The sequence below is a fragment of the Dyadobacter sp. CY351 genome, assembly GCF_021502625.1.
GTDB lineage: Bacteria > Bacteroidota > Bacteroidia > Cytophagales > Spirosomataceae > Dyadobacter > Dyadobacter chenhuakuii.
Genome location: NZ_JAKFFU010000003.1, coordinates 411,487 through 437,600, shown reverse-complemented (window position 1 = coordinate 437,600; position 26,114 = coordinate 411,487). Strand labels below are relative to the sequence as shown.

Here is a 26,114-nt window from a genome sequence, read left to right as displayed (position 1 = left end):
TATAAAGTAGTTTATTAAAACAAAAACCCCGGCAAGAGACGCGCTCTGGCCGGGGTTTTATACTTCATCTAAACTAAATCAGAATCAGTTCATTATCAAATCAGGATCAGTTTTTTGCTTCCTTAACAGCGGTGATCGGGAATTCGCCGTCCTGTGAAACAATGGTTCCTTTCAACGACTCGCCTTCCTGCATCAGGGTAACATTGAGCAAGCCGCCCTGAAAATCCAGTTTGAATGTTATTTTTCCCTGATCAACCACCAATTCTTTCATTTCCATTTTTTCCGTGGAACCAAGCGTGCCGCTTAGCTTACCATCTTTTTCCTCAAAAGTCATTACGCCGGTTTCATATTCAGGCGGAACATTGGTCACTGTGTATTTCCAGCTTCCCACAAGGTCACTGGCTTTTAAAGTGCCCTGGGCCTGCACTGAAAACATACTGATTGCGAAAACCGCAAGAAAGAAGAACTTTACTTTCAACATAGCATTAGGATTAAGTTGTTTAACATGACTAATATACAGCAAATCTGCACGCGTCAAATTTAGGGAATCAATCCAGATTACTTCTACTCAATGTTCTATTTTTCCGCAAAATATTACTGAACGAGAGGCCTCGCCAACAATGTAAACGGCTATTAATGCGCAAATGCCTCATTGATCAGCGATTGCATGAGCTGCTCCGCACTTCCCGGTTTTAGATTAACGGCATTCTGGCCCGACCAAAAAATACTGAGATCCGTTCGTCCCTGCGCCAGCGCTGCTTCCCGCAACGGTCCCATGAAGCGTGACTGCAACGGAAACGGAAGCACTTCGGTTGCGTAGGGAACTTCTTCGGTAACACGGTTACGGATCATCCGTCCCATGCGGCCCGTGAGCGATTTGGAAAGAACAGTATAACGCGACTCGTCCGAAAGGAGCATGGCCCTATGCGCGGGGGTAGCATTGGATTCGTTGGTCACCAGAAACGCAGTTCCGAGTTGAGCGGCGTCGGCACCCAGGGTCAATGCGGCCCTGATGCCGGCACCGTCTGCAATGCCACCTGCTGCTATAATGGGTGTTTTGATCTTGGCTTTTAAATGCTGAATAAGTGCAAATGTGCCAGTTAATGACTCCGGGGCCGGTTTCAGAAACGAAGGCCGGTGGCCGCCAGCTTCGAACCCGGATGCAACTATGGCATCGACACCGGCTTGTTCCAGCGCCAATGCTTCGTCCAGCGTGGTCGCCGCGCCAACGGTTTTGATGCCCATTTTGCGCGCCTCATCGAGTATACCTTTGGACGGAATGCCAAAAATGAAGCTAAAAACCGCAGGCCGCGCTTCGAAGACTGCTTCCACTTGTTTCAGGAATTTGGAAGGAATGTTTGTGTCTAAATCCGGAAGCGGAATACCCAGCGAATCGAAATATGGCTTAAAAAGATGCTTTACTTTTTCCAGCTTTTCTGCCGGAAAATTTTCCAGGCTTTGATCCACGTCCGAAACCCAAAGGTTGATATTATAAGGCTTGTCGGTCTTTGATTTAATCTCCTTATCCACGGCCAAAATCTGTTCAGGAGTAAGCGTGTAAGCGCCAAAACTACCCAGCCCGCCTGTATTTGACACTGCCGCCGTAAGCGCGGCATTTGAAAACCCGCCGCCCATCGGCCCTTGTAAAATCGGATATTGAATCCCCAGAAGCTCCGTTATTCTTGTTCGGTTTTCCATTTTTTCAGACACTTAATATTAAACGTTCCTTAACCCAAATGATGTCCCGCAACGTGACCGCCATCCAGATTGATGATTTCGCCCGTTACAAAGTTGCTTCCTGCAAGGTAAAGTGCCAGCTCCGCAACATCAATTGTTTCACCAATGCGATCAACCAAGTGCAGCGCAGCAAGGCTGTCTGCGTTGCTAATGCCGTTTTTTGCCTGCAACGGACTCCTTATAATGCCGGGAGCGATGGTGTTTACTCGAATATTATTTTTGCCAAATTCGGCCGCCAGCTGCTTCGTCAGCGCGTGAATTCCAGCTTTGCTCACAACCGGCGCCGTTCCCGGAAACCCGCCAATGGCGTGATCAACTAGCACAGTACCGATGTTAATGATCGAACCTTCTCCTTGTTTCAGCATTTGCCTGATGGCCGCCTGACTTGTGAAGAAAGTGCCTTTCAAATTAATACTCAAAAAACCATCAAGATAGGCTTCATCAACATCCGTAAATGGCTTAGGCTCAAAGATTCCTGCATTATTGATCAACACATCCACCGCACCAAAGCGCGCTACTGCGGTTTCAACAAGCAAGCGACCTGTTTCCGGCTTGCTGATGTCACCCACTACCAATGCCAGCCGGTCGTGACGGCCCAGTTCCTGATATGTTGCGTTCAAATTTACTTCGTTTGCGGCGTTAATGACAACATTATGCCCGCTTTCCAAAAACAATGTGGCGATGGCCTTTCCTATTCCTGTTGACGCGCCTGTTACTATAACTGTTTGTGTTTTCATGATTTCTGAATTTATTTGTTTTGAGTTTTTGTTGAAACAATTCCTTTTTCCCGCAGCACGGAAACTTGTTCGCCGGCATGGCCCCAGTCGTCCAGGTCAATTTCCTGGATCACTACGAAGGTGAGGTTTGGATCTTTGTCCAAAACATCGGAAAGCAGGGTGGTAACCCCGGAGATCAGGGCTTGTTTTTGTTCGCGGGTAACGCCTTCACGGGTTACCTCAATTTTTACGTATGGCATTTTCCTGACTGTTTATGTTATCATTAATTGTTTGATGACACAAAGTAAGTCTGCCGGAAGGCGCCTGTTACGTGACCTAGATCACAAAATGTAAGTTCCTATCTGTGATGGTTGTACAGGCGGCTGAGGGTCTCGCGCGAGACGCCGAGATATGCGGCGATGAGATGCTTGGGGACAAGATTGTAAAGTTGCGGATATAAGGAGAGCAGCTCCTCATAACGTGCTTTTGTATCATTGTTCATGAAGGAAAGCAGTCGTTTTTGCGAGGCTACATAACCTCGGTTTGTGCGCCACCGGAAGAAATGTTCGATTTGGTGCAGTTCGCTGCAAAGTCTTTCGCGGTCATCACTGAAAAGGCAAAGGACTTCCGCGTCGGTAATACAGTCTACTGTAATGGTGGCATTTGTATGGTTGTACATGGCGGCGTAATCCGATGTCCACCAGGTGGGCATGGCAAATTGCAGAATGTATGTCCTGATGTCGTCGTTGACAAAAAATGCTTTCAGGCAGCCTGAGATCACAAAATATTCATGCACAACCGGTTTTCCGGCCTGAATCAATACTTCGCCTTTTTTGCAGGACAGGGATTTGAAATGGGAAAAGAAATAGTCGAACTGCTCGTCGGTGAGGCTGGCTGCCTGGGCGATATGTTTCTTTAAAATTTCTTTGGCTTCCATGTTTCCGCTCATAAATTGGTCTTTTTGCAGATCTCCCTTAAATTTAAATCCAAAAGTATTTTATATAATTAAACTGCGTTTTCCAAGTATGCATTCTTTGTTATTTTTAATAGGGCTCGCTGTTATCTGCATTTCGTGCGGCGGAGAGCGCGGGCCTTTGAAAAATAAGAAAGAAAAAACCGTTGAGACTATTAATGCGCTGGGGGCATTGCCCAAATACGTCACAGATCCGCCCGGAAACAAATCAACTCCCGAAAAGATACGGTTGGGCAAACTGTTATTTTTTGATCCCATCCTGTCGGGAAATAAAGATGTTTCCTGTGCAACCTGTCACCAGCCCGAGTTCAATTATGCGGAGTTTTTGGAGACGTCGATCGGCGTCAATGGCCACGGAACGGGCAGTAAGCGGAAGTTTTTGGAAAAGAATGACATACCATTTGTAAAGAGAAACTCGCAGAGCATAGTTAATACAGCGTTCAATGGCATTAAAAATGGAGAAAGTTATGATGCCGAGACTGCGCCGATGTTCTGGGATTTGCGGGCGAAGGGTCTGGAAGAGCAGGCGCTTATTCCGGTTCGTACATTGGAAGAAATGCGCGGGCATTCCTACCCGGAAGATAAAGTGATCGACCAGATTGTGGCGCGGATCCAAAAAATCCCGGCTTATAAAAGTCTCTTTCACGAAGCATTCAGGGAGGACGCGAACCCTGTTAATGTCGTTAATTTGTCCAAAGCCATTGCTTCCTACGAGCGTACGCTTATTGCGAATAACTCGCGTTTTGATCAGTATATGCGCGGAGATAGCAGCGCATTAACGACAGGCGAGAAGGAAGGGCTGAATCTTTTTCTGAAAATGGGCTGTGCCAAATGTCATTCCGGTCCCATGCTGTCGGACTACAAGCTGCATACCCTGGGCGTTCCGGATTCGCAAAACAGGAAAGAAACGGACGCAGGCGCCAATAATGATTACGCTTTTCGGACGCCTTCGCTCCGGAACCTGCGTTACACCGGCCCTTATATGCACAGCGGAAAGTTCGCGACGCTTGAACAGGTTTTGCAGTTTTACGAAGACATTGCAGGCGGGAAAATCCCGAACCCGAATGTCAAGCCCAGCCAGATCGATACATTGGCGGCTGATATGGATGTTAATTTCAGGGATATTTCCCGGATCGTGGAGTTTCTGAATGCGCTGAATGACGATAATTTTGATAAATCCGTTCCGGAGCGCGTCCCCAGCGGTCTGCCCGTGTCGGGGTTATGAGGTAGAACTTCGCCGCGTGGCGCTTTACCATCATGTCAAACCAAAAACTCAGATCCCATGAATTATATTGACAGAAAGACATTTCTGAAAGAGTTATCCCTGCTGGCGGGCGCGTCTGTCGTATACGGGCAAGCGGGCGCGGCGGAGTTCCGGAACAAAGCGAACTTCAAACTTGGATTTGTAACTTATCTGTGGGGAAAAGATTGGGACCTGCCTACATTGATCAAAAACTGCTCGGATACGAAAATAAACGGCGTTGAATTACGCGTCGAACATGCACATAAAGTAATGCCTGATCTCACTAAGGCAGAACGTGCCGAAGTAAAGAAGAAGTTTGCCGACAGCCCCGTGGAGCTGATAGGGCTAGGTACAAACCAGCAATATGATTATCCGGACCAGGCCAAATTGAAGGCTTCCATAGAACGCACGAAGGAGTTTATAAGGTTGAGTGCTGATGTGGGTGGCTCTGGCGTGAAGGTGAAACCCAATGCACTTCATGCTGATGTTCCCGTTGAAAAAACACTGGCACAAATTGGTGCTGCATTGCATGAACTGGCTGCCTACGCGAAGGACTTCGGTCAGCAGATCAGGCTGGAAGTGCATGGCGAAAAAACACAGGAACTGCCAAATATCAAGCAGATTATGGAAGCTGCTGACCATCCCAATGCCAGAATTTGCTGGAACTGCAACAAGGAAGATCTGATCGGCGACGGCTTCCAGCATAATTTCGACCTCGTAAAAAAATGGTTCGGCGACACCATCCACGTCCGCGAACTGGACCGCACGGATTATCCTTATAAAGACCTGCTAAGCAATCTTGGAAAAATGAATTACAAAGGCTGGGTCCTGCTCGAATGTCACACGAATCCTGATGACAAAGTGAAAAGCATGATGGAACAGCGCGCCGTTTTTGACCGGATGGTTAAGGAAGTTTGATCATCAATGGTTTTGCAATAATTATACAAAGCACCGACTGAATTGTGTAAAACTTTACGGAGTGCGCTGTGATACATTTGTAAAAATGAAAACAGCGATGGCTACGATAGTTGAAAACAATATAAAAGAAACCTTTCCCGTGCTGGGCATGTCGTGTGCAGCCTGTGCGGTGAGTGTAGAAAGTATGCTCAAATCCGTCGAGGGTGTGTATGATGCAGGTGTGAATTATGCGACGCAGACGGCCTGGGCGGAGTACGAGGATACAGTTACGCCCCTGGAACTTCAGAATGCGGTCCGCTCAGTGGGTTACGACCTTGTTGTGAATGTGGAAGACCCGCAGCAAGTGCAGCAGGAAGCACAATTAGCACATTATAATGGTTTAAAAAAGAGGACAATCTGGGCGGCTGTCTTATCGCTTCCTATTGTCGTTATTGGCATGTTCTTCATGGAAGGTTCTGCCGGGGCGTTGCCTTATGGGAACTGGATTATGATGGTGCTGGCTGCGCCCGTTGTGTTTATTTTGGGCCGGAGCTTTTTTGTTAATGCATTCAAGCAAGCCCGTTACGGAAAGGCCAATATGGATACGCTCGTTGCGTTGAGCACGGGTATAGCATTCATTTTCAGCGCATTTAATACGATATATCCGGAGTTCTGGCATGCGCGTGGTTTGCATGCGCATGTGTATTTTGAAGCGGCCGCGGTTGTAGTCGCATTTATTTCGCTGGGTAAACTAATGGAGGAAAAGGCTAAGTCCAACACGACTTCGGCCCTGAAAAAACTCATGGGTTTACAGCCTAAAACAGTTACCATTATCAGCGACGGCACGGAAACGGAAATTCCGGTTGCAGGAGTGAAAGTGGGCGACATTATTGTAATCAAACCTGGTGAAAAGATCCCGGTGGACGGCATCGCGACGGAAGGCAGCTCATTTGTGGACGAAAGTATGATCAGTGGTGAACCGGTTGCGGTGGAAAAAAAGGCTGGTGAAAAGGTGTTTGCGGGCACAATTAATCAAAAAGGAAGCTTTCTGTTTGAAGCCACAAAAGTTGGTGGCGATACGATTCTGGCGCAGATCATCAAAATGGTGCAGCAAGCGCAGGGAAGTAAAGCACCGGTGCAAAAGCTGGTGGACAAGATCGCCGGGATTTTCGTGCCGGTGGTCATTGGTATCGCTATTCTGACATTCATCGTCTGGATGGTTTTGGGTGGAGAAGATGCATTTACGCATGCATTACTGACGTCGGTGACCGTTCTTGTCATCGCTTGCCCGTGTGCGCTCGGCCTCGCTACGCCTACTGCTATTATGGTTGGGGTAGGGAAGGGTGCGGAAAATAATATACTTATCAAAGACGCCGAAAGCCTGGAACTTGCACACAAGGTGAATGCCATTATCCTGGATAAAACGGGAACGATAACCGAAGGCAAGCCTGCTGTTACGCAACTGGTTTGGAGTGCAGAAGTCCGGAATAATGCGTTGGCCGAACAAATTTTATTAGCCATGGAATCCCGCTCGGAACACCCGCTGGCCGATGCGGTTGTCAACCATTTGAAGAAGGATCACGTCGGAAAAGTGCCTTTGACATCTTTTGACAGCATTACCGGCCAGGGTGTTCGGGCTGTAAGTGACGGGGTGACGTATTTTATAGGGAACAAAAAACTGATGTCGGAAGGCGGCGTGGCGATTGGCGATGAGCTGGTAACATTGGCTGAAAAATGGCAGCAGGAAGCGCAAACGGTCATTTATTTTGCTGATAAGACACAGGTTCTGGCAATCATTGCCATTGCTGATAGGGTTAAGGCGACTTCAAAACAAGCCATTGAAAAATTGCAGAAAATGGGCATTGCGGTTTATATGCTCACCGGCGACAACAAGCAAACTGCCGCAGCCGTGGCTGAACAAATTGGTTTACAACATTATAAAGCCGAAGTAATGCCTTCGGACAAAGCAGATTTTGTAAAACAATTACAGGCAGAAGGAAAAATTGTGGCAATGGTGGGTGACGGCATCAATGACAGTCACGCACTGGCGCAGGCGGATGTGAGCATTGCGATGGGAAAAGGCTCGGACATTGCAATGGATGTGGCCAAAATGACATTGATTACCTCCGATCTTAACATGATCCCGAAAGCATTAAATCTGTCCGCCAGAACGGTTAAAACGATCAGACAGAACCTTTTCTGGGCGTTTATCTACAACCTGATTGGCATTCCCATTGCGGCTGGCGTGCTTTATGCCGTGAACGGGTTCCTGCTTGATCCGATGTTGGCAGGTGCCGCCATGGCGTTGAGTTCGGTTTCGGTTGTGGGGAACAGCTTGCGGTTGAAGGCGATGAAATTGTAAGTTTTAGTTGCCTGATGGTCGGGACAACAAGAACCAAAACTTGCGGTAACCCGTTGTAAAAATGTGCATTTGCTTCATTGCGGTGCACATTTTGAACGTTCAGTTACTCGCACCTTGATGAATTCATTCCTTAATAAGAAATACGACAAACCGGTTTTAAAGAAAAATCAGCCGGATGATTCCTATAAATTCCAGCCATTGCCGGCACCCACAGGAAAATATCCTTATCACTTTGATTTGGAGTCGGTTCAGGAATTAAATGACCGTAATAAGCTGGCATTTCACATGCTCGGTGACACGGGAAGCATTCGTAATCCGGATTTTCAAAAGCTCGTGGTTGCCGAAATGATCAAGCAATATCAGCAGACTGATGGCACGGGGAAGGAACCCATGTTCCTGTATCATTTGGGCGACATTGTCTATAATTTCGGAGAAGCAAGTCAGTACAAAAGGCAGTTTTTCGATCCCTACCAAAAATATCCTGGCCCGATCTTCGCCATCCCGGGAAACCACGACAGTGATGTAAACCCGGACAGCCGCGTTTCCTACCGAAGCCTGGATCCGTTTAAGGCCGTTTTTTGTGATAAGCAGCCGCAAACCGTAAGTTTCAGCGGCGGGGCGGAACGAAAAAGCATGACGCAGCCTAATGTTTTTTGGTCGCTCATGACACCGGTTGCGCGCATTATCGGCATGTATGGCAATGTTACCAAGTTCGGCGTAATTACCCCGGACCAGCGTAAGTGGTTACTGGAAGAGCTCAGGAGTGCTGATGCTGATCGTCCTGAAAAGGCCATTATTCTATGTATTCACCACGCGCCCTATTCTGCGGATATTAACCATGGATCGAGCCTTCCGATGATCCAGTTTTTTGACGGGGTTTTCGAGCAGACCGGTGTCCGCCCGGATGTTGTTTTCAGCGGGCATGTTCACAATTACCAGCGGTTTTCAAAGCGATATTTTGATGGCAAAACAGTTCCGTTTATCGTTGCCGGTGGTGGTGGTTATGATGAGCTGCATCCTGTTGCGACCACTTCGGACAGCCGTTTTACAGCCAATAATGCGGCTTTTAATCATGTAACCCTTGAAAATTACTGCGATAACAAGCATGGCTTTTTGAAAGTCTCGCTCGAAAGAACAGAAAAAGGGATCCGCATTACCAGCGAGTTTTACACGCTTCCGCATGAAAAAACGGTCGAGCCAGGAATGAATGCCATCCTGGCCGACCGTTTTGTGATAGAAACCTAGGTTCTTACTGCTTGAAAGTGATCTTGGAAAGCGTCATCAATGGTTCGATCGGCTTCGCCGTTTCGTTTTTAAACAATATATAAATGTCATGTTTGCCGGTGGTTGGCTTAATGTTAACCAGAACCGGCGCGCGGGTAGGGCGACGCGGCGGTTTTACGGTTTCAACCGGCTTTTTCTGGCTTTCCAGTTCAGCCATTAGCTTGGCCATATCCACTTCCGGAGCAATTTCTACATGCTGTTCACCAACGAGCGTTCCGGTAGGTGAATCCAGCCGAATCTCGATCTTGCCGCCCATGGCGCCTTCCCGTTTCTGGGCCGCGGCATTCATTTCAAGTGCCTTTATATCAGTCAGATCAGTTTCTTTGAAAGCCAGAAAGCTGTTTGCAAAAGTCACCACGCTAAAACCAAGCCCGGCTGTTCCCAGTGCTTTCATATCTGCACCTTGCACAATCGGTGCTTCGGCCGCATTCAGTTCCGGGCTTCTCAGGACGATCATTTCTTCCGTTGTCTGGGCAGGGATGGCCTTGTTGCCGCTCATAGAGCGATCCGTAAATGCCGCCCTGATCAGTACGGAGCCTTTTCCATTATCCTGTGCAGGAATTTTCGGTGTAAATTCACCTTTGACAGGCAATGTACTCAATGTCTTGTCCGTGCTGTTGAGAATGTATTTTACAATGGTCTCGGCATCGGCCACAGGCAATGCGGGGTGTGCAGGCATAGCCACTTCACCCCAAACCCCGGCTCCGCCTTTGAGAATTTTCCCTACCAATGCTTCCGTTATGCCCGGCTTACCTTTGTATTTGTTAGAAATATCTGCAAATGAGGGTCCTACCGATTTTGCGTCCACCTGATGGCAGACTTTGCAATCGCTCTTGCCGATCAGGACCTGGGCAACGGCAAACTGCGTGCTCGCATCTACACTGCGCTGGCTCTGAATGACTTCGGCATAATCAAAACCCTCTGAGGCGTAGTCAATGCTCACCGCAATTTCCTCAGGTTTGATTTTTCCTTCCAGTAAACTACCGTCTTCCTTGTCGGTGACGTCGATGGAATAGGGAATGGGTTTTCCGGCGAAAAAGAATGTTTTATTTCCGTCCAAGTTCACCGAGACCTTTGGCGGCTCATTACCTGCAATAATTCTCAGGGATTGCGAATTGGAAGCGCCTTTGGCGTCGCTTACCGTCAGGCTGGCTGTGTAAACGCCTGGTTTATCAAATGTTACAGTTGGCTCAGCTGTGGCAAATGTTTTCGCAGCGCCGCCGTTACCCGTGATTTTCCAGCTGTATTTCAGTTTATCTCCGTCAAAATCTTTTGTTCCGGCCGAAGAAAGCTTCGCCTGAAACGGAACTGTTCCGCCTTTTTTATCCGTAGAAACCTGAACAATCGGCTTGCGGTTCCCACCATTGTATTCAATGCGGATCAACCTCGAATTTTCACTCTTTCTGAACCAGTTGCTGCCGTATTCAAGCACATACAAGTCACCATTCGGGCCGAATTTGATGTCGATAGGCTGCACCGGATGGTAAGCCGGCAACACGCGTTCCATGGACTCATAATCACCATTCGGGCTCATAGAAATGGCCATAATCCAGCCGCGGGAGAAGTCGGCAGCGATCCATTTGTTCTCATAATATGCCGGCCATGGTCTTTTTGGTGATTTGAAATCCCCACGGTGATAAATTGGTCCGCCTGTTGCGCTCCTTGAACCGGAACCCACGGCCGGGAATTTTTCAGAAATGCCGTAAGGATAGTAAATAAAACTAGGGGCAGTTGGTAAAAGCTCTTTCAAGCCCGTGTTGTTTGGTGAATTGTTGACCAGATTTTTCGGGTCTTTTTTTGCCAAAGGCTTGTTGGCGGCATAATCATACACCGGGAATGCCTGATCATCGCCCACAAACCAGGGCCATCCAAAATTACCCGGCTTTCTGGCCTGGTTCAGCTCATCATAACCCCGCGGCCCGATCTCCGAATCTTCGCTGGCATCCGGCCCCACTTCACCCCAGTATAAAAAGCCCGTTTTGCTGTCAACGGCAATGCGCCACGGATTCCTGTGGCCCATTGAGTAAATCTCAGGACGCGTTTTTGCCGTTCCTTTTGGGTAAAGATTGCCTTCCGGAATGGTGTACGAGCCGTCTGGTTCGGGATGGATTTTTAAGATTTTCCCTCTCAGATCATTCGTATTTCCCGCATGTCCCTGATCATCCCAGCTGGCGCGTCCCTCGCGCTCGTCGGTTTGAGCGGCTTTCTGGTTTCCGGTGTTGTTACCAACCGTCAGATACAGGTTACCACCTTTATCCCAGGTCATCCCGCCGCCCGTGTGGCAGCACACCTCGCGTTGTGTAACCACCTCGATCACATCCTTTTTTGAGCTTTCTATGAGTTTGTCATCCCGCAATTCGTAACGTGAAAGAATGTGTTTTTTCTCGGTCGGATGCGCGTAATAAAGATAGATCCAATGGTTTTTTTCAAAATTGGGGTCCATAGTAAAACCCATCAGTCCTTCCTCAGCTTCCCGGGAAACTCCCTCTGCGCTAACGTATTTGGTGTTAACGGGGATCATCGCGATCAGGTCGGTGGACTGGGTGGACGCATTGTATTTTTTCAAAGCGCCCTTTCTTTCAATAATGTAAGCCGAACCGTCGGGAAGCACTTCAAAAACCATGGGTTCGTCCAGGTTCTCCGCCACCACAATGGGCGTAAAGCGGCTTTCATCCGGCTTAGGCGGACTGTCTTGAATAGTGAATGCTGCAATCAGCAAAAAAGCGGGAATCTGGGCGGTGTTTTTCAGGACACGCGAAATTCGCCGTAAACGCGGGGAAAGGTTTGTCATAGGTAGTAAACAAGAGTTTACTGGAAATATAACAAATTATCGTTAAAAATTCTTATTCCTATTTTCCCATCCAATGTTTGAAATCACCCACTTTTTCACGGCTTACCAGCGCTTCCTTATTATGCGACGGTCGCAGGCTGAGCGCAAGACGGCTTCCAAAATATGGATCGATTTTGTCAACCGCTTTGTGCGTCACCATCATCCCGCGGTTAATGCGGAAAAAACGAGCAGGATCCAGCACGTCTGCGAGCTCATCCAGGGTATAATCCACCAGCAATTTCTGGTTATTGTCCGTTACAAAGAAGCTGTAACGTTCTTCGGTAAAGAAATAGGCGATCTCGCTTACCTCAATGGACAGCATTTTCTGACCTTGTTTTACCAAAAACCGTTGACGGTATTCTTTCTTGCTCGTTTTCTGAAATCCTTCCAGCAATTTCTTAATCCCTTCGAGCGAGTCTTCGGCTGGTAATGCACGCATGTTTTCATATTTCTGCAGGCTCCGCTGCAGATCGTCGCGGTGTACGGGTTTCAGCAGGTAGTCAATGCTGTTGAGTTTGAAAGCCTGCAATGCATATTCATCGTAGGAGGTTGTGAAAATGATGGTGCTGGTCACCTGCACGCGGTTGAATATTTCAAAGCTCTGCCCATCCGACAGCTCAATGTCGAGAAAAATGAGGTCCGGATCGGCACGGCCTGCCTTCTGGTTGTTTCTCAGCCATTCCACGGTTTCTTCAATGCTATCGGTCACGCCGCTGATAAGCAGGTCGGGCGCGGTTTCAGTCAATAATTTTCTTAATCTTCTGACCGACAGGTCTTCGTCTTCTACGATTAGTGCGTCCATAATTTTAATTTTCAGGCTATTAATGGCAGTATTACGGTAAAGAATTCGTGATTACTCTCAACGACAGGCTGTGAAATGTCCTTTTGCTGTTCGTTGAGAAGCTTATATTTGGTAATGATATTGACAAGTCCCACGCCGGTCGATTCCAGGTTTTCGGCACCGGCGGTCAATGTCTTCTTCTGCAAATTGTTACGCACCATTAAATTCCCGTCCTGCGTGCTTAGTATGAAAATGGTGAGCGGCCGGCTGGCGCGGATCACATTGTGCTTGACTGCATTTTCAACCAGTAATTGCAATGTTAATGGCGGAATCCTGCGGTTCATCAAATGCTTCTCCACATGTACATACAGCTTCATTCCGTCTCCATAGCGCGTTTTTAGTAAATGTCCGTATGATTCAATGAAGGAAAGTTCTTTGTGTAATGTGGTGAGCTGGCTGAAATCGCTGTCGTCCAGAGAAGCGTGATTGGTTTGCAGCAAGTAACGGTAAACGCGCGCCATTTCATCCACAAACTGCTCGGCCTTCCGCGGGTCTTCGGCAATTAATGTCGACAATGAATTTAATGTATTGAACAAAAAATGCGGGCTGACCTGCGCTTTCAGACTTTCCAGTTGTCCGTTAACATTTTCCTTCATCAACCTTTCGCGGTTCACTTCATGGTGTTTCCATCTGCCGATGGCATTAAAAGATTCCTGAATGCCCATAACCAGCATAATTGCGCCCATATTGATCAGGTAAATGGTCAGTATCTTCTGGACGGTGAGCGTGGACCCGAACAGCCCGAAACCAATGTATAACCAGGCGATCAGCAACAAAAAAACACCGGAAATTGCCGCGTGTGCGGCTATGGATACGAAAATGCGCCTGATGGTCTGGTCCAGTCGGGGATGGCGCTGCGCAATGTTGTCACTGATTTTGGATTGAATAAAAAACGTGATGGTCAGTAGCGAACCATTCAGCAATGTGCTTCCCCCGAATGTTTTCCAATTGCTGTAAAAACCCGGCCCCACCATGAGATAATTGAAGAAAAGCAGGAAAACCGGCATCGTCAGCACGTACGACCAGCGCGTTTTGGGGCTCAATGCACCTGACATTCCTGCTATCAATTTTCCGTTGTTCATTGTGCGCCGGCCCGGGGACTCTGGCCGCGATTTCAGTTTGTTAATGAATTCAAAAGTATACCCGCAGTGCCAAACGCGGGAATGTATGTTGTATCAATTGAATGAACAAATACATGAATTGTACCGTTTCGCATCTGTACATCAAGCGCGCACCCGGGCGGAAAGCAACGGAACGGTGACTGTAAAATGCTCGTCCGTTTCGTCCACGCGCAGCTCGCGGTTGCTAAGTGCATGATATTTTACGCGCAAGCCGGACAGCCCGCCCTGCTCCGTCGCCATCGTCCTGACTTTGTTCTGAATGTTGTTCCGGACCATAAGTCGCTGACTAAATGCAATCCCTATTTCGATAGTCAGCGGTTTCGCTTTGCTCATGGTATTAAATTTGATCGCATTATCAATTAAAACCTGCAACACCAGCGGCGGGACGAGCAGTTCGCCCGCATAAGGTTCCGCTTCTATAATGTGCAGGCTCTCGCCATAGCGCGCACCCAGCAGCCGCGCGTAAGTTTGCAGGAAAGTGAATTCAGCCTGGACCGGAACGAGCTCCGTTTTGGAGGCCTGCAAAATGTAGCGGTAAATTTTGGCCAGATCTTCGACAAATTCTTCCGCCTTATCCTGATCATCGCCGATCAGTGCGGAAAGTGTATTGAGGCTGTTGAACAAGAAATGCGGGTTAACCTGTCCTTTGAGCGCATCAAACTGGTGTTGCAGCGATTCCCTTTCCAGCTTTTCACTCTCCGTCTGATTTTTTTTCCATTGTTCCAAAGAGTAAAATAGGCCGAGCATGGAACACAGAAAAATGTCGAAAAAGCCGCCCAGGATCATGATCGGCCAGATATTCTGCCAGGTAAACTGCACTTCGAGGCCAGGCGTAACGCTGTAAGCCCATACATCAAAAGCAGCAAGTCCCATTGTAAGCGTCCCTACTGCCAGTAACATGGCCAGCAAGCGCGGCCGTGTCTCATCCACATGCGGAAACCTGCTGATGATCCAGCGGACCACAAGGGTAAGCATCACGATCGAAAACCAGTAAAGCGCCAGCACAAGCAATGTCGCTTTCACGAAGACCGGAAATTCCCGGAAATAGACTGTTCCTATAAAGTAATAATTGCCGACAGCGCAGAACACAGGCATAATCGCCAGATGATACCACCATTCGTATTTCGAAAAAAAACGCGGCCTCACGATAATTCAGGAAGGGTTTTGCAAGATAAATTCAAAAATAGCGAACCCTAAATAATTACTTATCAGGCCGCCGATGTTTTTTGTGGGTCCATCGGTTTCTTTTTCAGCGCCAGGCCATGGCGAGCCCCACGCCGGCTTGGGAAGCGATTGGATTGGAAACTAACGGTGGCGTGTATCTGATCTTTAAAATATAAATCCATCGGTCGGTTACCAGGTTAAAACGCAATCCTGCAATTCCCGACGGTGTTAATGCTGGTTGTCCGTTGACTCCCGAATGCAAGCCCCGGTCATAGCGATCAACGAAAAAGGAGGCAATTCCTGCTTCAAGGTAGGTTTCGACGGCATAATGGTGTGGATGCGGCGTGCACGAGTTTCGTTTATAGGGATTTAAAATAAAACAATGCGTTAATGCTGCCGAAAATGCAGGACTGCGAAATTCCGGCTGGCTCACCGCACCAATTCCCGCCTGAACGTCCCAGAACGACCTCTTCGTATATCCAAATGCAGCCTCGGCAACGAAGGCGCCTTTGGGAGCAATGCCAAAAATTTCTGCGCCAAAAGCCCCGCGAATGCGCGTATAGTAAGGCTGCGCGGCAGCGCAGGATGCACAAAGGATGAAGATCAGTAATAGTCTGGCGAACACGGAGTAAGGCTTTGCCTTTCAACGGTTAAATGTGCTCTATAAGTATGTCAGAAGTTACATTTGAAAAGTTACATCTGAAATGTTACCTGGCTTAGCGTCACCGATTCGGCAGGATTTTGGAATTCGATCCTGAGTCCGGTTTTCAGGGATAATTCGTCTACGAGTTTCAACCCCAGACCTGAAAGGCCTTTTCCGGCATCTTTTTGGGCAAGGATATGCTGGTAATCATCCTCACTGAATGCTTTTCCTCCGTTTTCGATGAAAAAGGTAAGCCGGTTTTCGTTGCCATTGATGCCAAGCCGGATCAAACCGTTTTCGTCAGACGCTTTCACTGCATTTTGAAGCAGGTTACGGATAATGGCCTGTAAGTAGTAAGGATCGGTTTGGACCATTGTCCCGGATGGAACATTGTTTTCGACGCGCAGGTTTTTGGAATCAATGTTCAGTTGCAGCAACTTCAAGCTTTGTGAAGCGATGAGGGAAACGTCAACAGGCTGGATATCAGCCTTGAACTGGTTCATCTGAGTTTTGGACCAAAGCAGCAGATCTTCCATTGTTTCCAGTAAAGATCCTGTGGCGGTCTGGATTTTTTCGCTCAATTCGGCCTTTTGCAGGTCAGAAAGCAGTTTAGGGTTCAGTTGCTGCAATTTCAAAAACTGGTAAACCTGGCTGATCGGTGAACGCAGGTCGTGGCTGATAATGCTGAAAAGTTTGGCTTTCGTATGATTGGCCTCTTCCAACTCTGCGATCAGCTTGGCGAGTTCTTTGTTTTTTTGATCTAAAATTGCTGCATTTTTCCTTTTATTCCTGTAAATAATGCTTAGCAACACCAATGATAAGGCTAGCAATGCGAGCCCGGAAATAAGCCAGATCCGCTGCTTTTGCGCTTTATCGATCTGAATGTTTTTCATCTCGATCTGCTGCTGCTTGTCTTTGTTCTGGTATTGCGCTTCCGCGTCCGCAATGCTTTTCCTGGACGATTCCAGATACAGCGAATCACGGATGGGTGCATATTTATCATAATAGGCATACGCCTGCTGCCACTGACCGGTTGCAGCGTAACATCTGGCTAGTGATTGCAAAAGAAAAGCATGAATTTCGAGGCCGAGGCCCGTGCTGTTCGGTTCGGCTGCCTTTAACAATGGTAGGGCTTTCGCATACTGCTTTTGCGCCATATACAATTCCCCGGTCATATAGTTCACCTGTGACATTAAGAATTCACCTGCCCACTTTGGTGCGAGATCATTGGCACGTTTGATAAAAATCGCTGCGCTATCCAGCTGCTTGTTAGACATATAATAGTCTGCAAAAGTGAGGTCTGCTGCTATTTTATTGGAGCGTCGGCCCGAATTCTGGTTGTCGGGCGTGATCATTCCGGCCAGACTGTCGTAGTAAATTTTTGCCATACCCGGTTGTTTCAGCAGAATGTAAACATCCGTCATGTCTTTGTAATGGTGATTGAGATACGGTTTGTAAGCCACAATGTATTTTCGTGCTTCCTTGCCATAATAGAGGCCTTTTTCACCCTGCGCCATTTGGATATATATCTCCGAAAGGCTCATCAGATCTACTACCACATCTTCGCGGTCTTTGGTCACACCTTGCTCTATGAGCTTCTTTTTAATGGCGATGCCTTTCAGCAAATACTGTATCTGCGTGTTGTATTGTCCCTTGACAGAATAATAATTCCCAATTGTGGCATACAGGGAGGCTTTGCTGTTCTCATTTTTGGTAGTATCAATGCTGGCCAGCATTTCACGGAGCGCATTGTCGCTTTTGTGGGTGTGCCCCGGCGTATTATAATAGGAAAATAAGAGCCGTTGCAGGACAGTCAGAATGCGGATCGGCAACTTTCCCCTGCGTGCGTCTGCGAGAGATTGCTCGTGGAAGTAAATGGAGCTGTCGGGATCGGCGCTTTCATAAGCGAAGCCCAGATTGTAATGGAATATGGAACGGTAATACCAATCGTTGCCGGGCGCCAGTTTTAATGCGTATTTGGAAACCACTTTTTCACGTTCAACATCCTCGGCGAGGGCCAGTGTATCGCAAAGGTCAGCCAGTGCTTCGAGCTTGTCTTTTGTGGTTTTGTAGCCAGACAAGTCGGGGAGCGACTGGGCGTAAATGTTTGAAAGTAAGGCGGTTGAAACTAATAGAATCAGTAGAAATTTTTTCATATTCAAAGTCTGAGCTTTGCAATGGCTGATCGATAAGTCTTTCCAACTGGGATAATGGTGTTGTTGCAGACCACTTCCGAATGCCGCAATTCTTTGATCTGATTTAATGAAACGGCATAACTCCGGTGCACGCGCATGAAGCGGTCGGAGGGAAGCTGCTCCATGAAGCAGGTGAGCGTGGATAATGTAATGTAGTTTTTTTGCGGTGTGATGATTTTGGTATAATCCTGCATGGCTTCCAGATAAATAATGTCCTTTTGCGACAATTTTACCTGGTTATGGCCTTCTTTGATCATGAGCACATCTTTCTCGAAAAGCACTTCGTAAGCCTCGGAACGGTGCTTCATCAGCGCGTATTCCCGGATTCTGCGCGCAGTTGCTTCGAACCGCCCCTGGGTAAGCGGTTTCAGAATGTAGTCCAGGGCGGACAGTTCATACCCGTCAATTGCAAATTCGGGATGTGACGTGATGAAAACGGCCATATCCACCTCGGCCCGGATCTTGCGCAATAATTCAAGCCCGGTGAACCCGGGCATTTCAATGTCCAGAAAAACCAGATCCGGCTTAATGTATTGCTGCGCTTCATAACCTTCCAACGCGCTCGAAAAAGCGCCGCAGTTTTGCAGGAACGGGAATGCTTTCGCGAATTCGGTAATAAAAAGAAGATCCAGTGGATTATCGTCGATTGCAATAAAACGTACATGCGGGACCGTACTGCCGTTCATAAAGGAATGAGTAAATATCGGCTCAATATATGCAAAAGGATCGGCCTGAAATATCCACAAAATAAAAAGGCAGGTTAGGTTTTTGCCCGTCATTCATGCCGCAAACTTTTCACAGGGTCGGCGAGAGCCGCTTTTATGCTTTGATAGCTCACAGTAACGATGGCAATGATTATGGTGCCGAGGCCGCACAGGACGAAAATCCACTCGTTGATGCGCGTGTGGTAGGCGAATTTTTCCAGCCAGAGATTCATCATATACCAGGCCGGGTAGGCAGCCAGGAGCAGGGATAGCAACACAAGTCTGACGAAATCCTTGTTCATTAATACAAAAATTTCCGCGACCGAAGCGCCTGAAACTTTCCGGATGCCGATTTCTTTGGTCCGCCTTTCCGCTGAGAATGATGCAAGGCCAAAAAGTCCGAGGCACGAAATAATGATGGCAACAGCCGAAAACCAATTGGCCAACGTGCCCACCTGTATCTCGCTCTGATACATGCGCTCGTATTCCTGATCCACAAACTGGTAACTGAAAATAGCGCCGGGAAGCAGCGATTCGTATTTTTCTTTAAGCTGTTCCAAAGTGGCAGCTCTGCCATTTTTATTAATCCTGGCAAAGAAAAACCGGGTTTGGAATGGTCGGAACAAGATTACTGTGGGCTCGATCATCTGGTGAACGGACGCGATATGGAAGTTTTCAACTACGCCCGTAATGGTCATTTCCATTCCGTTTACCTGGATTTGCTTGCCAACCGGCTCTGCCAGGTTCATTCTGCGGGCTGCTTCCTGGTTAATGATCACGCCGGCACTGTCCGAAGCCAGCAACGGGGAAAATTCCCGGCCCGAATGGATTTTCATTTTCAGTGTTGATGTCAGATTATGATCGCCGCTGATGACTGCGAACATATTCCTTTCCCGCTGCTGGCCGTTCATCCATTCCACATAGTTGCGCCCGAATGTTCCCTGAAAAGTAGCGCTCGCGCTGGAAAATGCTTCCACGCCCGGGACTTCGGATAATGTTGTCCGCGCCTGCCTGTAACGGTTTACTTGGGACAGTTCCCTGGCCTCTATCCGGACCAGATCATGCTGGTCGTAGCCTGGATTACGGTTTTTGATAAATTCAATTTGCTGATATACAACGCCTGTGCCGACCATCAGAATGCTCGTAATAGTAAACTGCACTATGATAAGCGCCTTGCGCTGCCATGCGGGGCCTGCTGAATTTCCCAGACCAGCGCCTTTCAACACCAGAACCGGCTTGAACGCCGACAGCACGAACGACGGATAAAATCCAGCCAGTAAGCTGGTAAGCAACAGCACGCCGAGCAGGCTCACGGAGTAGGAGGGGTCCAGCCAGTTGATGGTGATTTTTTTGTCTAGAAAATCATTAAAAAATGGCAGTATGGCATATATCAAGCCTATGCTGATTAGCCCGGCCAGGAATGTGAGGATAAAAGACTCACCCAGAAACTGTGCGACCAATGCGGATTTTTTTGCGCCGATTGCTTTGCGTATACCCACTTCTTTGGAACGCCCGGTTGCCCGAGCAATAGATAGGTTTGTAAAATTGATGGCAGAGATAATCAGGACAAAAATGGCCACTACGACAAACAGCCGCACGTAACTGATACGCCCGCCGCCTGTGTAAACTCCATTTTCGAAGTGGCTCCGCAAATGCCAATCGTTGAGGCTGTATGGGAAATAGCTCCATCCGGTGACAAATTCAGGCATATGGCGTTTGGTGATGGGTTTCATCTGATCCCGAAGCTTTTTCATGTTCACGCCCGGTTCCAGAAGCGCAAACACATGGGCTTTCACTTCCACCCAGGAGGCCGTGCTCATCGAATCGGGCATCGACCGGATGAAGTCGAATTGAAGCGAAGAGTTGGAAGGCACATTTTCCAGGACGCCTTCGATATAACAATGTTCGGCATTCCCGATCCGGATCACTTTCCCGACAGGATCAGTCTGACCGAAATATTTTTCAGCAAATTTTTGCGTGATCAAAATGACATTTGGCTTGCTCAGCGCAGTTTCTGCATTGCCCTTTAAAACGGGGAAGTTGAATATTTTCAAAAATGTCCGGTCCGCCATGAGACCGGTTTCTTCATTTGTTTTTTCTCCATATGTGAACACCGCTTTGTTTTGCCAGGAGCAAGTGGCATCTACCACGCCAGGAATTTCCCGTTTCATGGCCTCGGCAACGGGCGGTGCGGTAAGCTCATAGGTCTGGGTGGTCTGTGATTCGGTCGCAATGTTGAGCATAACCTTCACCATGCGGTCGTAATTGGGATGGAATTTGTTAAAACTCATTTCATCTTTGACCCAAAGCAAAACCAGCAGCGAGGTCGTCAGCCCGATGGCTAGTCCGCCAATGTTTAGAGACGTGTACAGGCGTTGTTTGAGCAAAACCCGGAGGGCGATCTTTAAGTAATTCTTTATCATGGCTTTTTAGATTTTGGGAATTGGATCAATATGATTTCTCAAATATAGAACTAACTTATACGTTTAAAAACTAAAAGCTTAGTTTTTAAATTTTTGCGTGCATCCTTTTTTGTTCGTTTCTTAGTAAAATATACATCATATCCTCTATGAGACCGCTACTTTACCTGATCACCACGGCGCTGCTTTCCGTTGCGCACAGCTCAACCATTTTTGCGCAGTCCGACAAACTTTCGCCCAAGCTTTCGGCCAGGGCTGATTCGCTGTTTTCGGAATGGAACAAGCCGGGCAGTCCCGGGGCGGCAGTGGGCGTGGTTCATCAGGGTAAACTGATATATGCCAAAGGTTTTGGAGAATCGGATGTAGAAACAGGCGCAAAAAACGGACCGCAGACCATATTTCACGTCGCATCTGTGTCCAAACAATTTACAGCTTACGGCATTGTATTGCTGGCCCAGCAGGGGAAAATTTCGCTGGATGACGACATTCGGAAGCACATTCCGGAAGTCCCGGATTTTGGTAAAACCATTACAATCCGTCACCTGATCCACCACACAAGCGGCCTGCGCGACCAATGGAACCTCCTGGTCATGGCCGGCTGGCAGCTTGATGATGTCATTACCAAGCAACACGTTTTCAACCTGATCAAAAGGCAAAAAGAGTTGAATTTTGAGCCAGGGTCTGCCTTTGCGTACTGCAACACCGGTTATACTTTGCTGGCTGAGGTAGTAAGCCGAGTTGGTAAAAAGCCGTTCGCCGAATGGATGCAGCAAGAAGTTTTCAAGCCGCTGGGAATGAAAAATACATTGTTTTACGATAACCAGGAGCACATTGTAAAAGGGCGCGCCTATTCCTTCCACAAATCACAGGAAAATGACGGCGGATTTGAGAAAGCCATTCTGAGCTATGGTAATGTGGGTGCAACGAGCTTGTTTACAACGGTTAATGATCTGTTGTTCTGGATAAACAACTTCCGCACTTCACAACTTGGCGGACCTGCGGTGATGAAACAAATGCTCGAACGCGGCCGTATTACCAAGGGCGATACATTGCCTTACGCTTTCGGCCTGGCGCACGGAACATACAGAGGTTTGGCTTATTATGGCCATAATGGTGCGGATGCCGGTTTCAGGTCGTCTATCACGTATTTCCCGAAAGAAGATTACGGCTTTATTGTGCTGAGTAACCAGGCGGAATTTGCGCCGGAAAAGAAGGCATTTGACGTGGCGGGAATTTATATGGGGTCTTTGTTTAAAGAAGATAAATCGGTGGCGAAAAAATCTGCTGAAAGTCCGAAAAACGAAAACTATAAATTTGACTCGACCCTTTTCCGGCAATATGCTGGCTCCTATGAGCTCGCGGAAGCGCCCGGATTTATATTGAATTTCAGGAAAGAAGGCGACCGCTATATGACCCAGGCCACGGGCCAGCAAGCGGTTGAAATGTTCCCTTCTTCCGATTCCACTTTTTATCTGAAAGTTGTAGAGGCTTCGATCGTTTTTCACAAGCCGAAAGAGGATAAAGTGACCAAAATCACCTTACGGCAAAATGGTGAACATCCGGGTAACCGCGTGGAGCCAAAGCAGGATAAGGATGTCAGCAAAGCGGATTTTGCTGGACAATATTACAGTCCGGAACTTGAAACCCTTTACACCATCAGTTTCAAAGACGACAAGTTAAAGCTCGTCCATGTGCATCACGGCGAGGTGGATCTGAATGTGGTTAATAAGGACCGCCTGAATGCGCCCTGGTGGTTTGTCCAAAATATTGAAATGGTCCGCGGCAAAGCGGGGGAGATTACCGGGCTTCGCATGACAAACGGACGCGTGGCCAATTTATGGTTTAAAAAGCTGCCCGAGAATTTCGCAAAGGAATGATCCTGCGAGCTTCTACTTGCATTTATATTGCATAGCAAGCGCCCGCTGGTTCATGTAAAATCCATCTTTGGGAAATCCGGCGGCATCGTAGTTGAACTTGTAATCGAGCACCGTAACCTTCCCGCTCATGGAATTGGTTGTGGTGACTTTCGTCCTGTTATTGGTAGAAAGTAAATGTTCCTGATCGTCGAAAAACGCCGCCTGGATTTTGTATAGTCTGGCAAATGGGTTCGGATTATTGTCGTATTCGTAAGCGTTGGTCGAAATGAGCTCATTTTTAGTGGAGTATCTTTTCAGTGTAACCAGATTTCCTTTTGCATCGATTTCCAGTTCAATGTTATCGTGCGCCTTTTCCACATAGCTCTTCGGGTCGTCGGCGGCGCCGGTCCGCTCGAAAAGGCTTCTTTTGACCCGGGCGATCTTGCCGCCGGACCATTCGAGATTTATTCTCTGGCGGGGAATCGTTTTCTTTTCGTACCAGGTTTTTTGGGATAACAGTCCTTCATTATTGTATTCAAATCGAGTGACATTCTCGTTCTCAGAATTGCTGATGGACGACGGCTTGTCCTCATTGTAATAATAGCTGATGGTGCTCTTTATCTTCGTCGTATCCCCAAAATAGCCGGTATAGGCGTATGTGGTTCCCGTTATGAGATTTTGTTTGTCATAATTGATCTCAAATTTTGCCCCGCTGCCGGTTGTATCTGTTACATAGCTCAGAAGCATGCAGGGCTCACTTTCCAAAGATGTTTTGTCAACTTCCTTGTCCTTGCAGGCAATGAATGTGAATGTAAGAATGATCAGGAAGAGCGTTTTCATTTGCGGCAAAGTTGAACGGATGAAGTTAGCACACAATTACTTAACAAAGACGTTAACCACATTGATATACCATTCCCGCACTTCCGCATTTATGAGCAAGGCCGTTCAAATAGTATAATCCTGCGTACAAAGCCTTAACACTATTGATAAAATGCATTCAGTAGAGAATCCCAAAGGCATGAAACCACAATTGGCGCAGGTAAGATGGTTCCGGATCATTCCCGTTGTTTTCATTACATACAGTCTTGCTTACCTGGACAGGGCCAATTTCGGTTTTGCGGTAGCCGGCGGAATGGCCGACGACCTGAACATTACAGCCAATACATCTACATTACTAAGCTCGCTGTTTTTCCTGGGCTATTTCTTTTTCCAGATTCCCGGGGCACAATACGCGGCGCATAAGGCGGCTAAGAAGCTGATTTTCTTTTCATTGATCTTTTGGGGAGCATTAGCCGCAGCTACGGGGATCGTTAATGATACCACTACACTCATCGTGATCCGTTTTATGCTCGGCGTTGTGGAAAGCGCGGTTATGCCTGCAATGCTGATCCTGTTGAGCCAATGGTTTACCAAAGAAGAGCGCTCCCGCGCAAACACTTTTCTGATCCTCGGAAATCCCGTAACGGTGCTTTGGATGTCCGTACTTTCGGGTTATCTGATTGATTCAATGGGCTGGCGGTGGATGTTTATCATTCAGGGGGTGCCGGGAATTCTGTGGGCTTTTATCTGGTGGAAATTGATTGACGAACGTCCGATGGAAGCGAAGTGGCTTACGGACAGCGAGAAAACGGAACTGGAAAGACGATTACAGGAAGAACAGGTGGGTATTAAGCCGGTCAAAAACTATGCAGAGGCGTTCCGTTCCAGGAAAGTCATTTTATTATCGCTGCAATATCTTTTGTGGAGCGTGGGCGTTTACGGATTTGTGATGTGGCTGCCCTCGATCATTAAAGCTGCGCCGGATATGAATATGGTTACCACGGGCTGGTTGTCATCTGTTCCCTATTTGCTGGCGGTGATAGGAATGCTGAGTGCCTCTTACTTTTCTGATAAATCCGGCAACAGAAGTATTTTCATCTGGCCTTTTCTGCTGGTTGCAGCCATTTGTTTATTTGCGACGGTATGGCTCGGACCCGAGAAGTTCTGGCTGTCTTACGTATTGCTGGTGATTGCGGGCGGGGCGTTATACACACCTTACGGGCCTTTTTTCGCGGCTATTGCGGATGTTTTGCCCAAGAATGTGATCGGCGGGGCGATTGGGCTTATCAATAGTCTGGGTGCGCTGGGTTCGTTTGCCGGGTCCTATCTGGTTGGTTATCTCAATAGCGAAACAGGTAATTTCAATGCTTCCTATACATTAATGTCCGGGGCGCTGGTGCTTGCCACGATCATTACATTACTTGTTATTCCAAACCCTAAGAAACCAAGCATTGCCCCGGCAAAGACATTTTAAGTAGTTATTTAAATGGACAATGACTGCGATATAGCATCTCCTTCCCGGACGATGCCGGTTTCCAGTCCTATGACATTTTGCCCGAAAAATATATCCTTTCCCTCTTTTCGGTAACCCATTAGTGCTTTCAGTGTCTCAGGGCTCTTGATCCCTGTGTTGGGATCAATGTTGACCATAACACATCGTTCACAGGGTTTTGCAACCTCAAAGCGTGTATTTCCGATCGTTATGTTTTTCCAAAGATCTTCCTCAAATGGTGCAGTGCCCGAAACAACGAAGTTGGGGCGGAAGCGCTTCATTTCTACGGATTGTGAAAGCCTGCCGTTCAGATCGTCCAGCGAAGCCTGGGATATGAGCAGAAACGGAAAGTCGTCTGCAAAGCTCACCGTACGGTCGGTTTCGGCATAAACCGAGCCCATTTTGCGATGTGTATCAGGCGTCATTTCCACGATCCTGACAGCCTTACCAAGCCTTTCGGATAACCATTCGTCGGCAAGTGTAGAAACTGTTCTTGCTGTAATAATGTCATCCCAGATCTTCACCTCCAAATCCTCGTCGTCTTCACGCAGAAATGGAATAAGCATTTGGTTAACAGGGTCATACCGGTGTGAAATGACCAGGCCTTCGTTTGTTATTGCCACGTCCAGCAGGGCCATTTGGGCGTTGGTGCGTTGGGTGAGAAAAGTGCCTTTTTCGTCGACGATCACCCATCGCCTGTCGTATTTCAATCCCCGTTCTTCAACAAGCGATTCTCTCAAACGGATCCCTCCCAGGGATTTAATGGGATATACCCATATTTCGGATAAATGCATTGACGAAGATCGGATGTATGAGC

At 47.7% G+C, this 26,114-nt stretch carries 21 protein-coding genes; 6 read left to right on the top strand and 15 right to left on the bottom strand.

The annotated features are described in order from the left end of the window. Positions 1-106: 106 nt before the first annotated feature. From L0660_RS07405 to L0660_RS07385, 5 genes are all read right to left on the bottom strand, one after another. Positions 107-481 (bottom strand): hypothetical protein, encoded by a 375-nt coding sequence (locus L0660_RS07405; protein ID WP_235158911.1) that lies wholly within the window; start codon positions 479-481, stop codon positions 107-109. Between the two features lie 152 nt (positions 482-633). Further along, a complete protein-coding gene (locus tag L0660_RS07400) occupies positions 634-1,698 on the bottom strand; it encodes a nitronate monooxygenase family protein (RefSeq protein ID WP_235158910.1) in 1,065 nt (354 codons plus the stop codon). Positions 1,699-1,727: 29 nt separating this feature from the next. Next, a complete protein-coding gene (locus L0660_RS07395) occupies positions 1,728-2,474 on the bottom strand; it encodes an SDR family NAD(P)-dependent oxidoreductase (protein ID WP_235158909.1) in 747 nt (248 codons plus the stop codon). An 11-nt stretch (positions 2,475-2,485) separates the two neighbouring features. Further along, a complete protein-coding gene (locus L0660_RS07390) occupies positions 2,486-2,713 on the bottom strand; it encodes a 4-oxalocrotonate tautomerase family protein (protein WP_026628937.1) in 228 nt (75 codons plus the stop codon). Positions 2,714-2,811: 98 nt separating this feature from the next. Continuing rightward, positions 2,812-3,402: a Crp/Fnr family transcriptional regulator gene (locus L0660_RS07385; RefSeq protein WP_235158908.1), complete on the bottom strand. Its 591-nt coding sequence runs from the start codon at positions 3,400-3,402 to the stop codon at positions 2,812-2,814. Between the two features lie 76 nt (positions 3,403-3,478). On the opposite strand from L0660_RS07385, the gene L0660_RS07380 reads away from it, so the two are divergent. The 4 genes from L0660_RS07380 (at position 3,479) to L0660_RS07365 (ending at position 9,173) form a co-directional block, all read left to right on the top strand. Continuing rightward, positions 3,479-4,651 carry a cytochrome-c peroxidase gene (locus L0660_RS07380; protein ID WP_235158907.1) on the top strand — a complete coding sequence of 391 codons (1,173 nt, stop codon included), beginning with the start codon at positions 3,479-3,481 and terminating at the stop codon, positions 4,649-4,651. A gap of 57 nt (positions 4,652-4,708) precedes the next feature. After that, a complete protein-coding gene (locus tag L0660_RS07375; RefSeq protein WP_235158906.1) occupies positions 4,709-5,587 on the top strand; it encodes a sugar phosphate isomerase/epimerase in 879 nt (292 codons plus the stop codon). 97 nt (positions 5,588-5,684) lie between these two features. Then, the gene (locus L0660_RS07370) at positions 5,685-7,928 is read left to right on the top strand and encodes a heavy metal translocating P-type ATPase (RefSeq protein WP_235158905.1); all 2,244 of its coding nucleotides are present in this window, start codon (positions 5,685-5,687) and stop codon (positions 7,926-7,928) included. Between the two features lie 117 nt (positions 7,929-8,045). Beyond that, entirely contained in the window at positions 8,046-9,173 is a 1,128-nt protein-coding gene (locus tag L0660_RS07365) for a metallophosphoesterase (RefSeq protein WP_235158904.1), read from the top strand. A gap of 4 nt (positions 9,174-9,177) precedes the next feature. Here the strand turns inward: L0660_RS07365 and L0660_RS07360 are convergent, their stop codons facing one another. From L0660_RS07360 to L0660_RS07325, 8 genes are all read right to left on the bottom strand, one after another. Beyond that, positions 9,178-12,003 carry a PQQ-dependent sugar dehydrogenase gene (locus L0660_RS07360; RefSeq protein ID WP_235158902.1) on the bottom strand — a complete coding sequence of 942 codons (2,826 nt, stop codon included), beginning with the start codon at positions 12,001-12,003 and terminating at the stop codon, positions 9,178-9,180. A 58-nt stretch (positions 12,004-12,061) separates the two neighbouring features. Beyond that, positions 12,062-12,844 carry a LytTR family DNA-binding domain-containing protein gene (locus L0660_RS07355; RefSeq protein WP_235158901.1) on the bottom strand — a complete coding sequence of 261 codons (783 nt, stop codon included), beginning with the start codon at positions 12,842-12,844 and terminating at the stop codon, positions 12,062-12,064. A gap of 11 nt (positions 12,845-12,855) precedes the next feature. After that, entirely contained in the window at positions 12,856-13,965 is a 1,110-nt protein-coding gene (locus L0660_RS07350; RefSeq protein WP_235158898.1) for a sensor histidine kinase, read from the bottom strand. A 141-nt stretch (positions 13,966-14,106) separates the two neighbouring features. Continuing rightward, complete coding sequence (locus L0660_RS07345; RefSeq protein WP_235158891.1) at positions 14,107-15,150, bottom strand: sensor histidine kinase; 1,044 nt, start codon at positions 15,148-15,150, stop codon at positions 14,107-14,109. A gap of 103 nt (positions 15,151-15,253) precedes the next feature. Then, a complete protein-coding gene (locus tag L0660_RS07340; RefSeq protein ID WP_235158890.1) occupies positions 15,254-15,793 on the bottom strand; it encodes a hypothetical protein in 540 nt (179 codons plus the stop codon). Positions 15,794-15,861: 68 nt separating this feature from the next. Then, positions 15,862-17,967, bottom strand: coding sequence for a HAMP domain-containing sensor histidine kinase (locus L0660_RS07335; RefSeq protein WP_235158888.1), 2,106 nt, complete (start codon positions 17,965-17,967; stop codon positions 15,862-15,864). Positions 17,968-17,969: 2 nt separating this feature from the next. Continuing rightward, positions 17,970-18,692, bottom strand: coding sequence for a LytTR family DNA-binding domain-containing protein (locus L0660_RS07330; protein ID WP_235158887.1), 723 nt, complete (start codon positions 18,690-18,692; stop codon positions 17,970-17,972). 89 nt (positions 18,693-18,781) lie between these two features. Next, on the bottom strand, positions 18,782-21,133 hold the full coding sequence (locus L0660_RS07325) for an ABC transporter permease (RefSeq protein WP_235158886.1): 2,352 nt from the start codon (positions 21,131-21,133) through the stop codon (positions 18,782-18,784). 146 nt (positions 21,134-21,279) lie between these two features. Between L0660_RS07325 and L0660_RS07320 the strand changes: the two genes are divergently transcribed. Further along, positions 21,280-23,007, top strand: a complete 1,728-nt coding sequence (locus L0660_RS07320; RefSeq protein ID WP_235158885.1) for a serine hydrolase — start codon at positions 21,280-21,282, stop codon at positions 23,005-23,007. A gap of 12 nt (positions 23,008-23,019) precedes the next feature. On the opposite strand, the gene L0660_RS07315 is transcribed toward L0660_RS07320, so the two are convergent. After that, the gene (locus L0660_RS07315; RefSeq protein WP_235158884.1) at positions 23,020-23,826 is read right to left on the bottom strand and encodes a hypothetical protein; all 807 of its coding nucleotides are present in this window, start codon (positions 23,824-23,826) and stop codon (positions 23,020-23,022) included. A 151-nt stretch (positions 23,827-23,977) separates the two neighbouring features. On the opposite strand from L0660_RS07315, the gene L0660_RS07310 reads away from it, so the two are divergent. Next, on the top strand, positions 23,978-25,279 hold the full coding sequence (locus L0660_RS07310) for an MFS transporter (RefSeq protein ID WP_235158883.1): 1,302 nt from the start codon (positions 23,978-23,980) through the stop codon (positions 25,277-25,279). 8 nt (positions 25,280-25,287) lie between these two features. Here the strand turns inward: L0660_RS07310 and L0660_RS07305 are convergent, their stop codons facing one another. After that, entirely contained in the window at positions 25,288-26,091 is an 804-nt protein-coding gene (locus L0660_RS07305; protein ID WP_235158882.1) for an MOSC domain-containing protein, read from the bottom strand. Positions 26,092-26,114 lie beyond the last annotated feature (23 nt).

Excerpts from the sequence above, each read along its gene's own strand:
- L0660_RS07405 (WP_235158911.1), bottom strand. The coding sequence starts at position 481 with ATGTTGAAAGTAAAGTTCTTCTTTCTTGCGGTTTTCGCAATCAGTATG.
- L0660_RS07400 (WP_235158910.1), bottom strand. The coding sequence starts at position 1,698 with ATGGAAAACCGAACAAGAATAACGGAGCTTCTGGGGATTCAATATCCG.
- L0660_RS07395 (WP_235158909.1), bottom strand. The coding sequence starts at position 2,474 with ATGAAAACACAAACAGTTATAGTAACAGGCGCGTCAACAGGAATAGGA.
- L0660_RS07390 (WP_026628937.1), bottom strand. The coding sequence starts at position 2,713 with ATGCCATACGTAAAAATTGAGGTAACCCGTGAAGGCGTTACCCGCGAA.
- L0660_RS07385 (WP_235158908.1), bottom strand. The coding sequence starts at position 3,402 with ATGAGCGGAAACATGGAAGCCAAAGAAATTTTAAAGAAACATATCGCC.
- L0660_RS07380 (WP_235158907.1), top strand. The coding sequence starts at position 3,479 with ATGCATTCTTTGTTATTTTTAATAGGGCTCGCTGTTATCTGCATTTCG.
- L0660_RS07375 (WP_235158906.1), top strand. The coding sequence starts at position 4,709 with ATGAATTATATTGACAGAAAGACATTTCTGAAAGAGTTATCCCTGCTG.
- L0660_RS07370 (WP_235158905.1), top strand. The coding sequence starts at position 5,685 with ATGGCTACGATAGTTGAAAACAATATAAAAGAAACCTTTCCCGTGCTG.
- L0660_RS07365 (WP_235158904.1), top strand. The coding sequence starts at position 8,046 with ATGAATTCATTCCTTAATAAGAAATACGACAAACCGGTTTTAAAGAAA.
- L0660_RS07360 (WP_235158902.1), bottom strand. The coding sequence starts at position 12,003 with ATGACAAACCTTTCCCCGCGTTTACGGCGAATTTCGCGTGTCCTGAAA.
- L0660_RS07355 (WP_235158901.1), bottom strand. The coding sequence starts at position 12,844 with ATGGACGCACTAATCGTAGAAGACGAAGACCTGTCGGTCAGAAGATTA.
- L0660_RS07350 (WP_235158898.1), bottom strand. The coding sequence starts at position 13,965 with ATGAACAACGGAAAATTGATAGCAGGAATGTCAGGTGCATTGAGCCCC.
- L0660_RS07335 (WP_235158888.1), bottom strand. The coding sequence starts at position 17,967 with ATGAAAAAATTTCTACTGATTCTATTAGTTTCAACCGCCTTACTTTCA.
- L0660_RS07330 (WP_235158887.1), bottom strand. The coding sequence starts at position 18,692 with ATGAACGGCAGTACGGTCCCGCATGTACGTTTTATTGCAATCGACGAT.
- L0660_RS07325 (WP_235158886.1), bottom strand. The coding sequence starts at position 21,133 with ATGATAAAGAATTACTTAAAGATCGCCCTCCGGGTTTTGCTCAAACAA.
- L0660_RS07320 (WP_235158885.1), top strand. The coding sequence starts at position 21,280 with ATGAGACCGCTACTTTACCTGATCACCACGGCGCTGCTTTCCGTTGCG.
- L0660_RS07315 (WP_235158884.1), bottom strand. The coding sequence starts at position 23,826 with ATGAAAACGCTCTTCCTGATCATTCTTACATTCACATTCATTGCCTGC.
- L0660_RS07310 (WP_235158883.1), top strand. The coding sequence starts at position 23,978 with ATGCATTCAGTAGAGAATCCCAAAGGCATGAAACCACAATTGGCGCAG.
- L0660_RS07305 (WP_235158882.1), bottom strand. The coding sequence starts at position 26,091 with ATGCATTTATCCGAAATATGGGTATATCCCATTAAATCCCTGGGAGGG.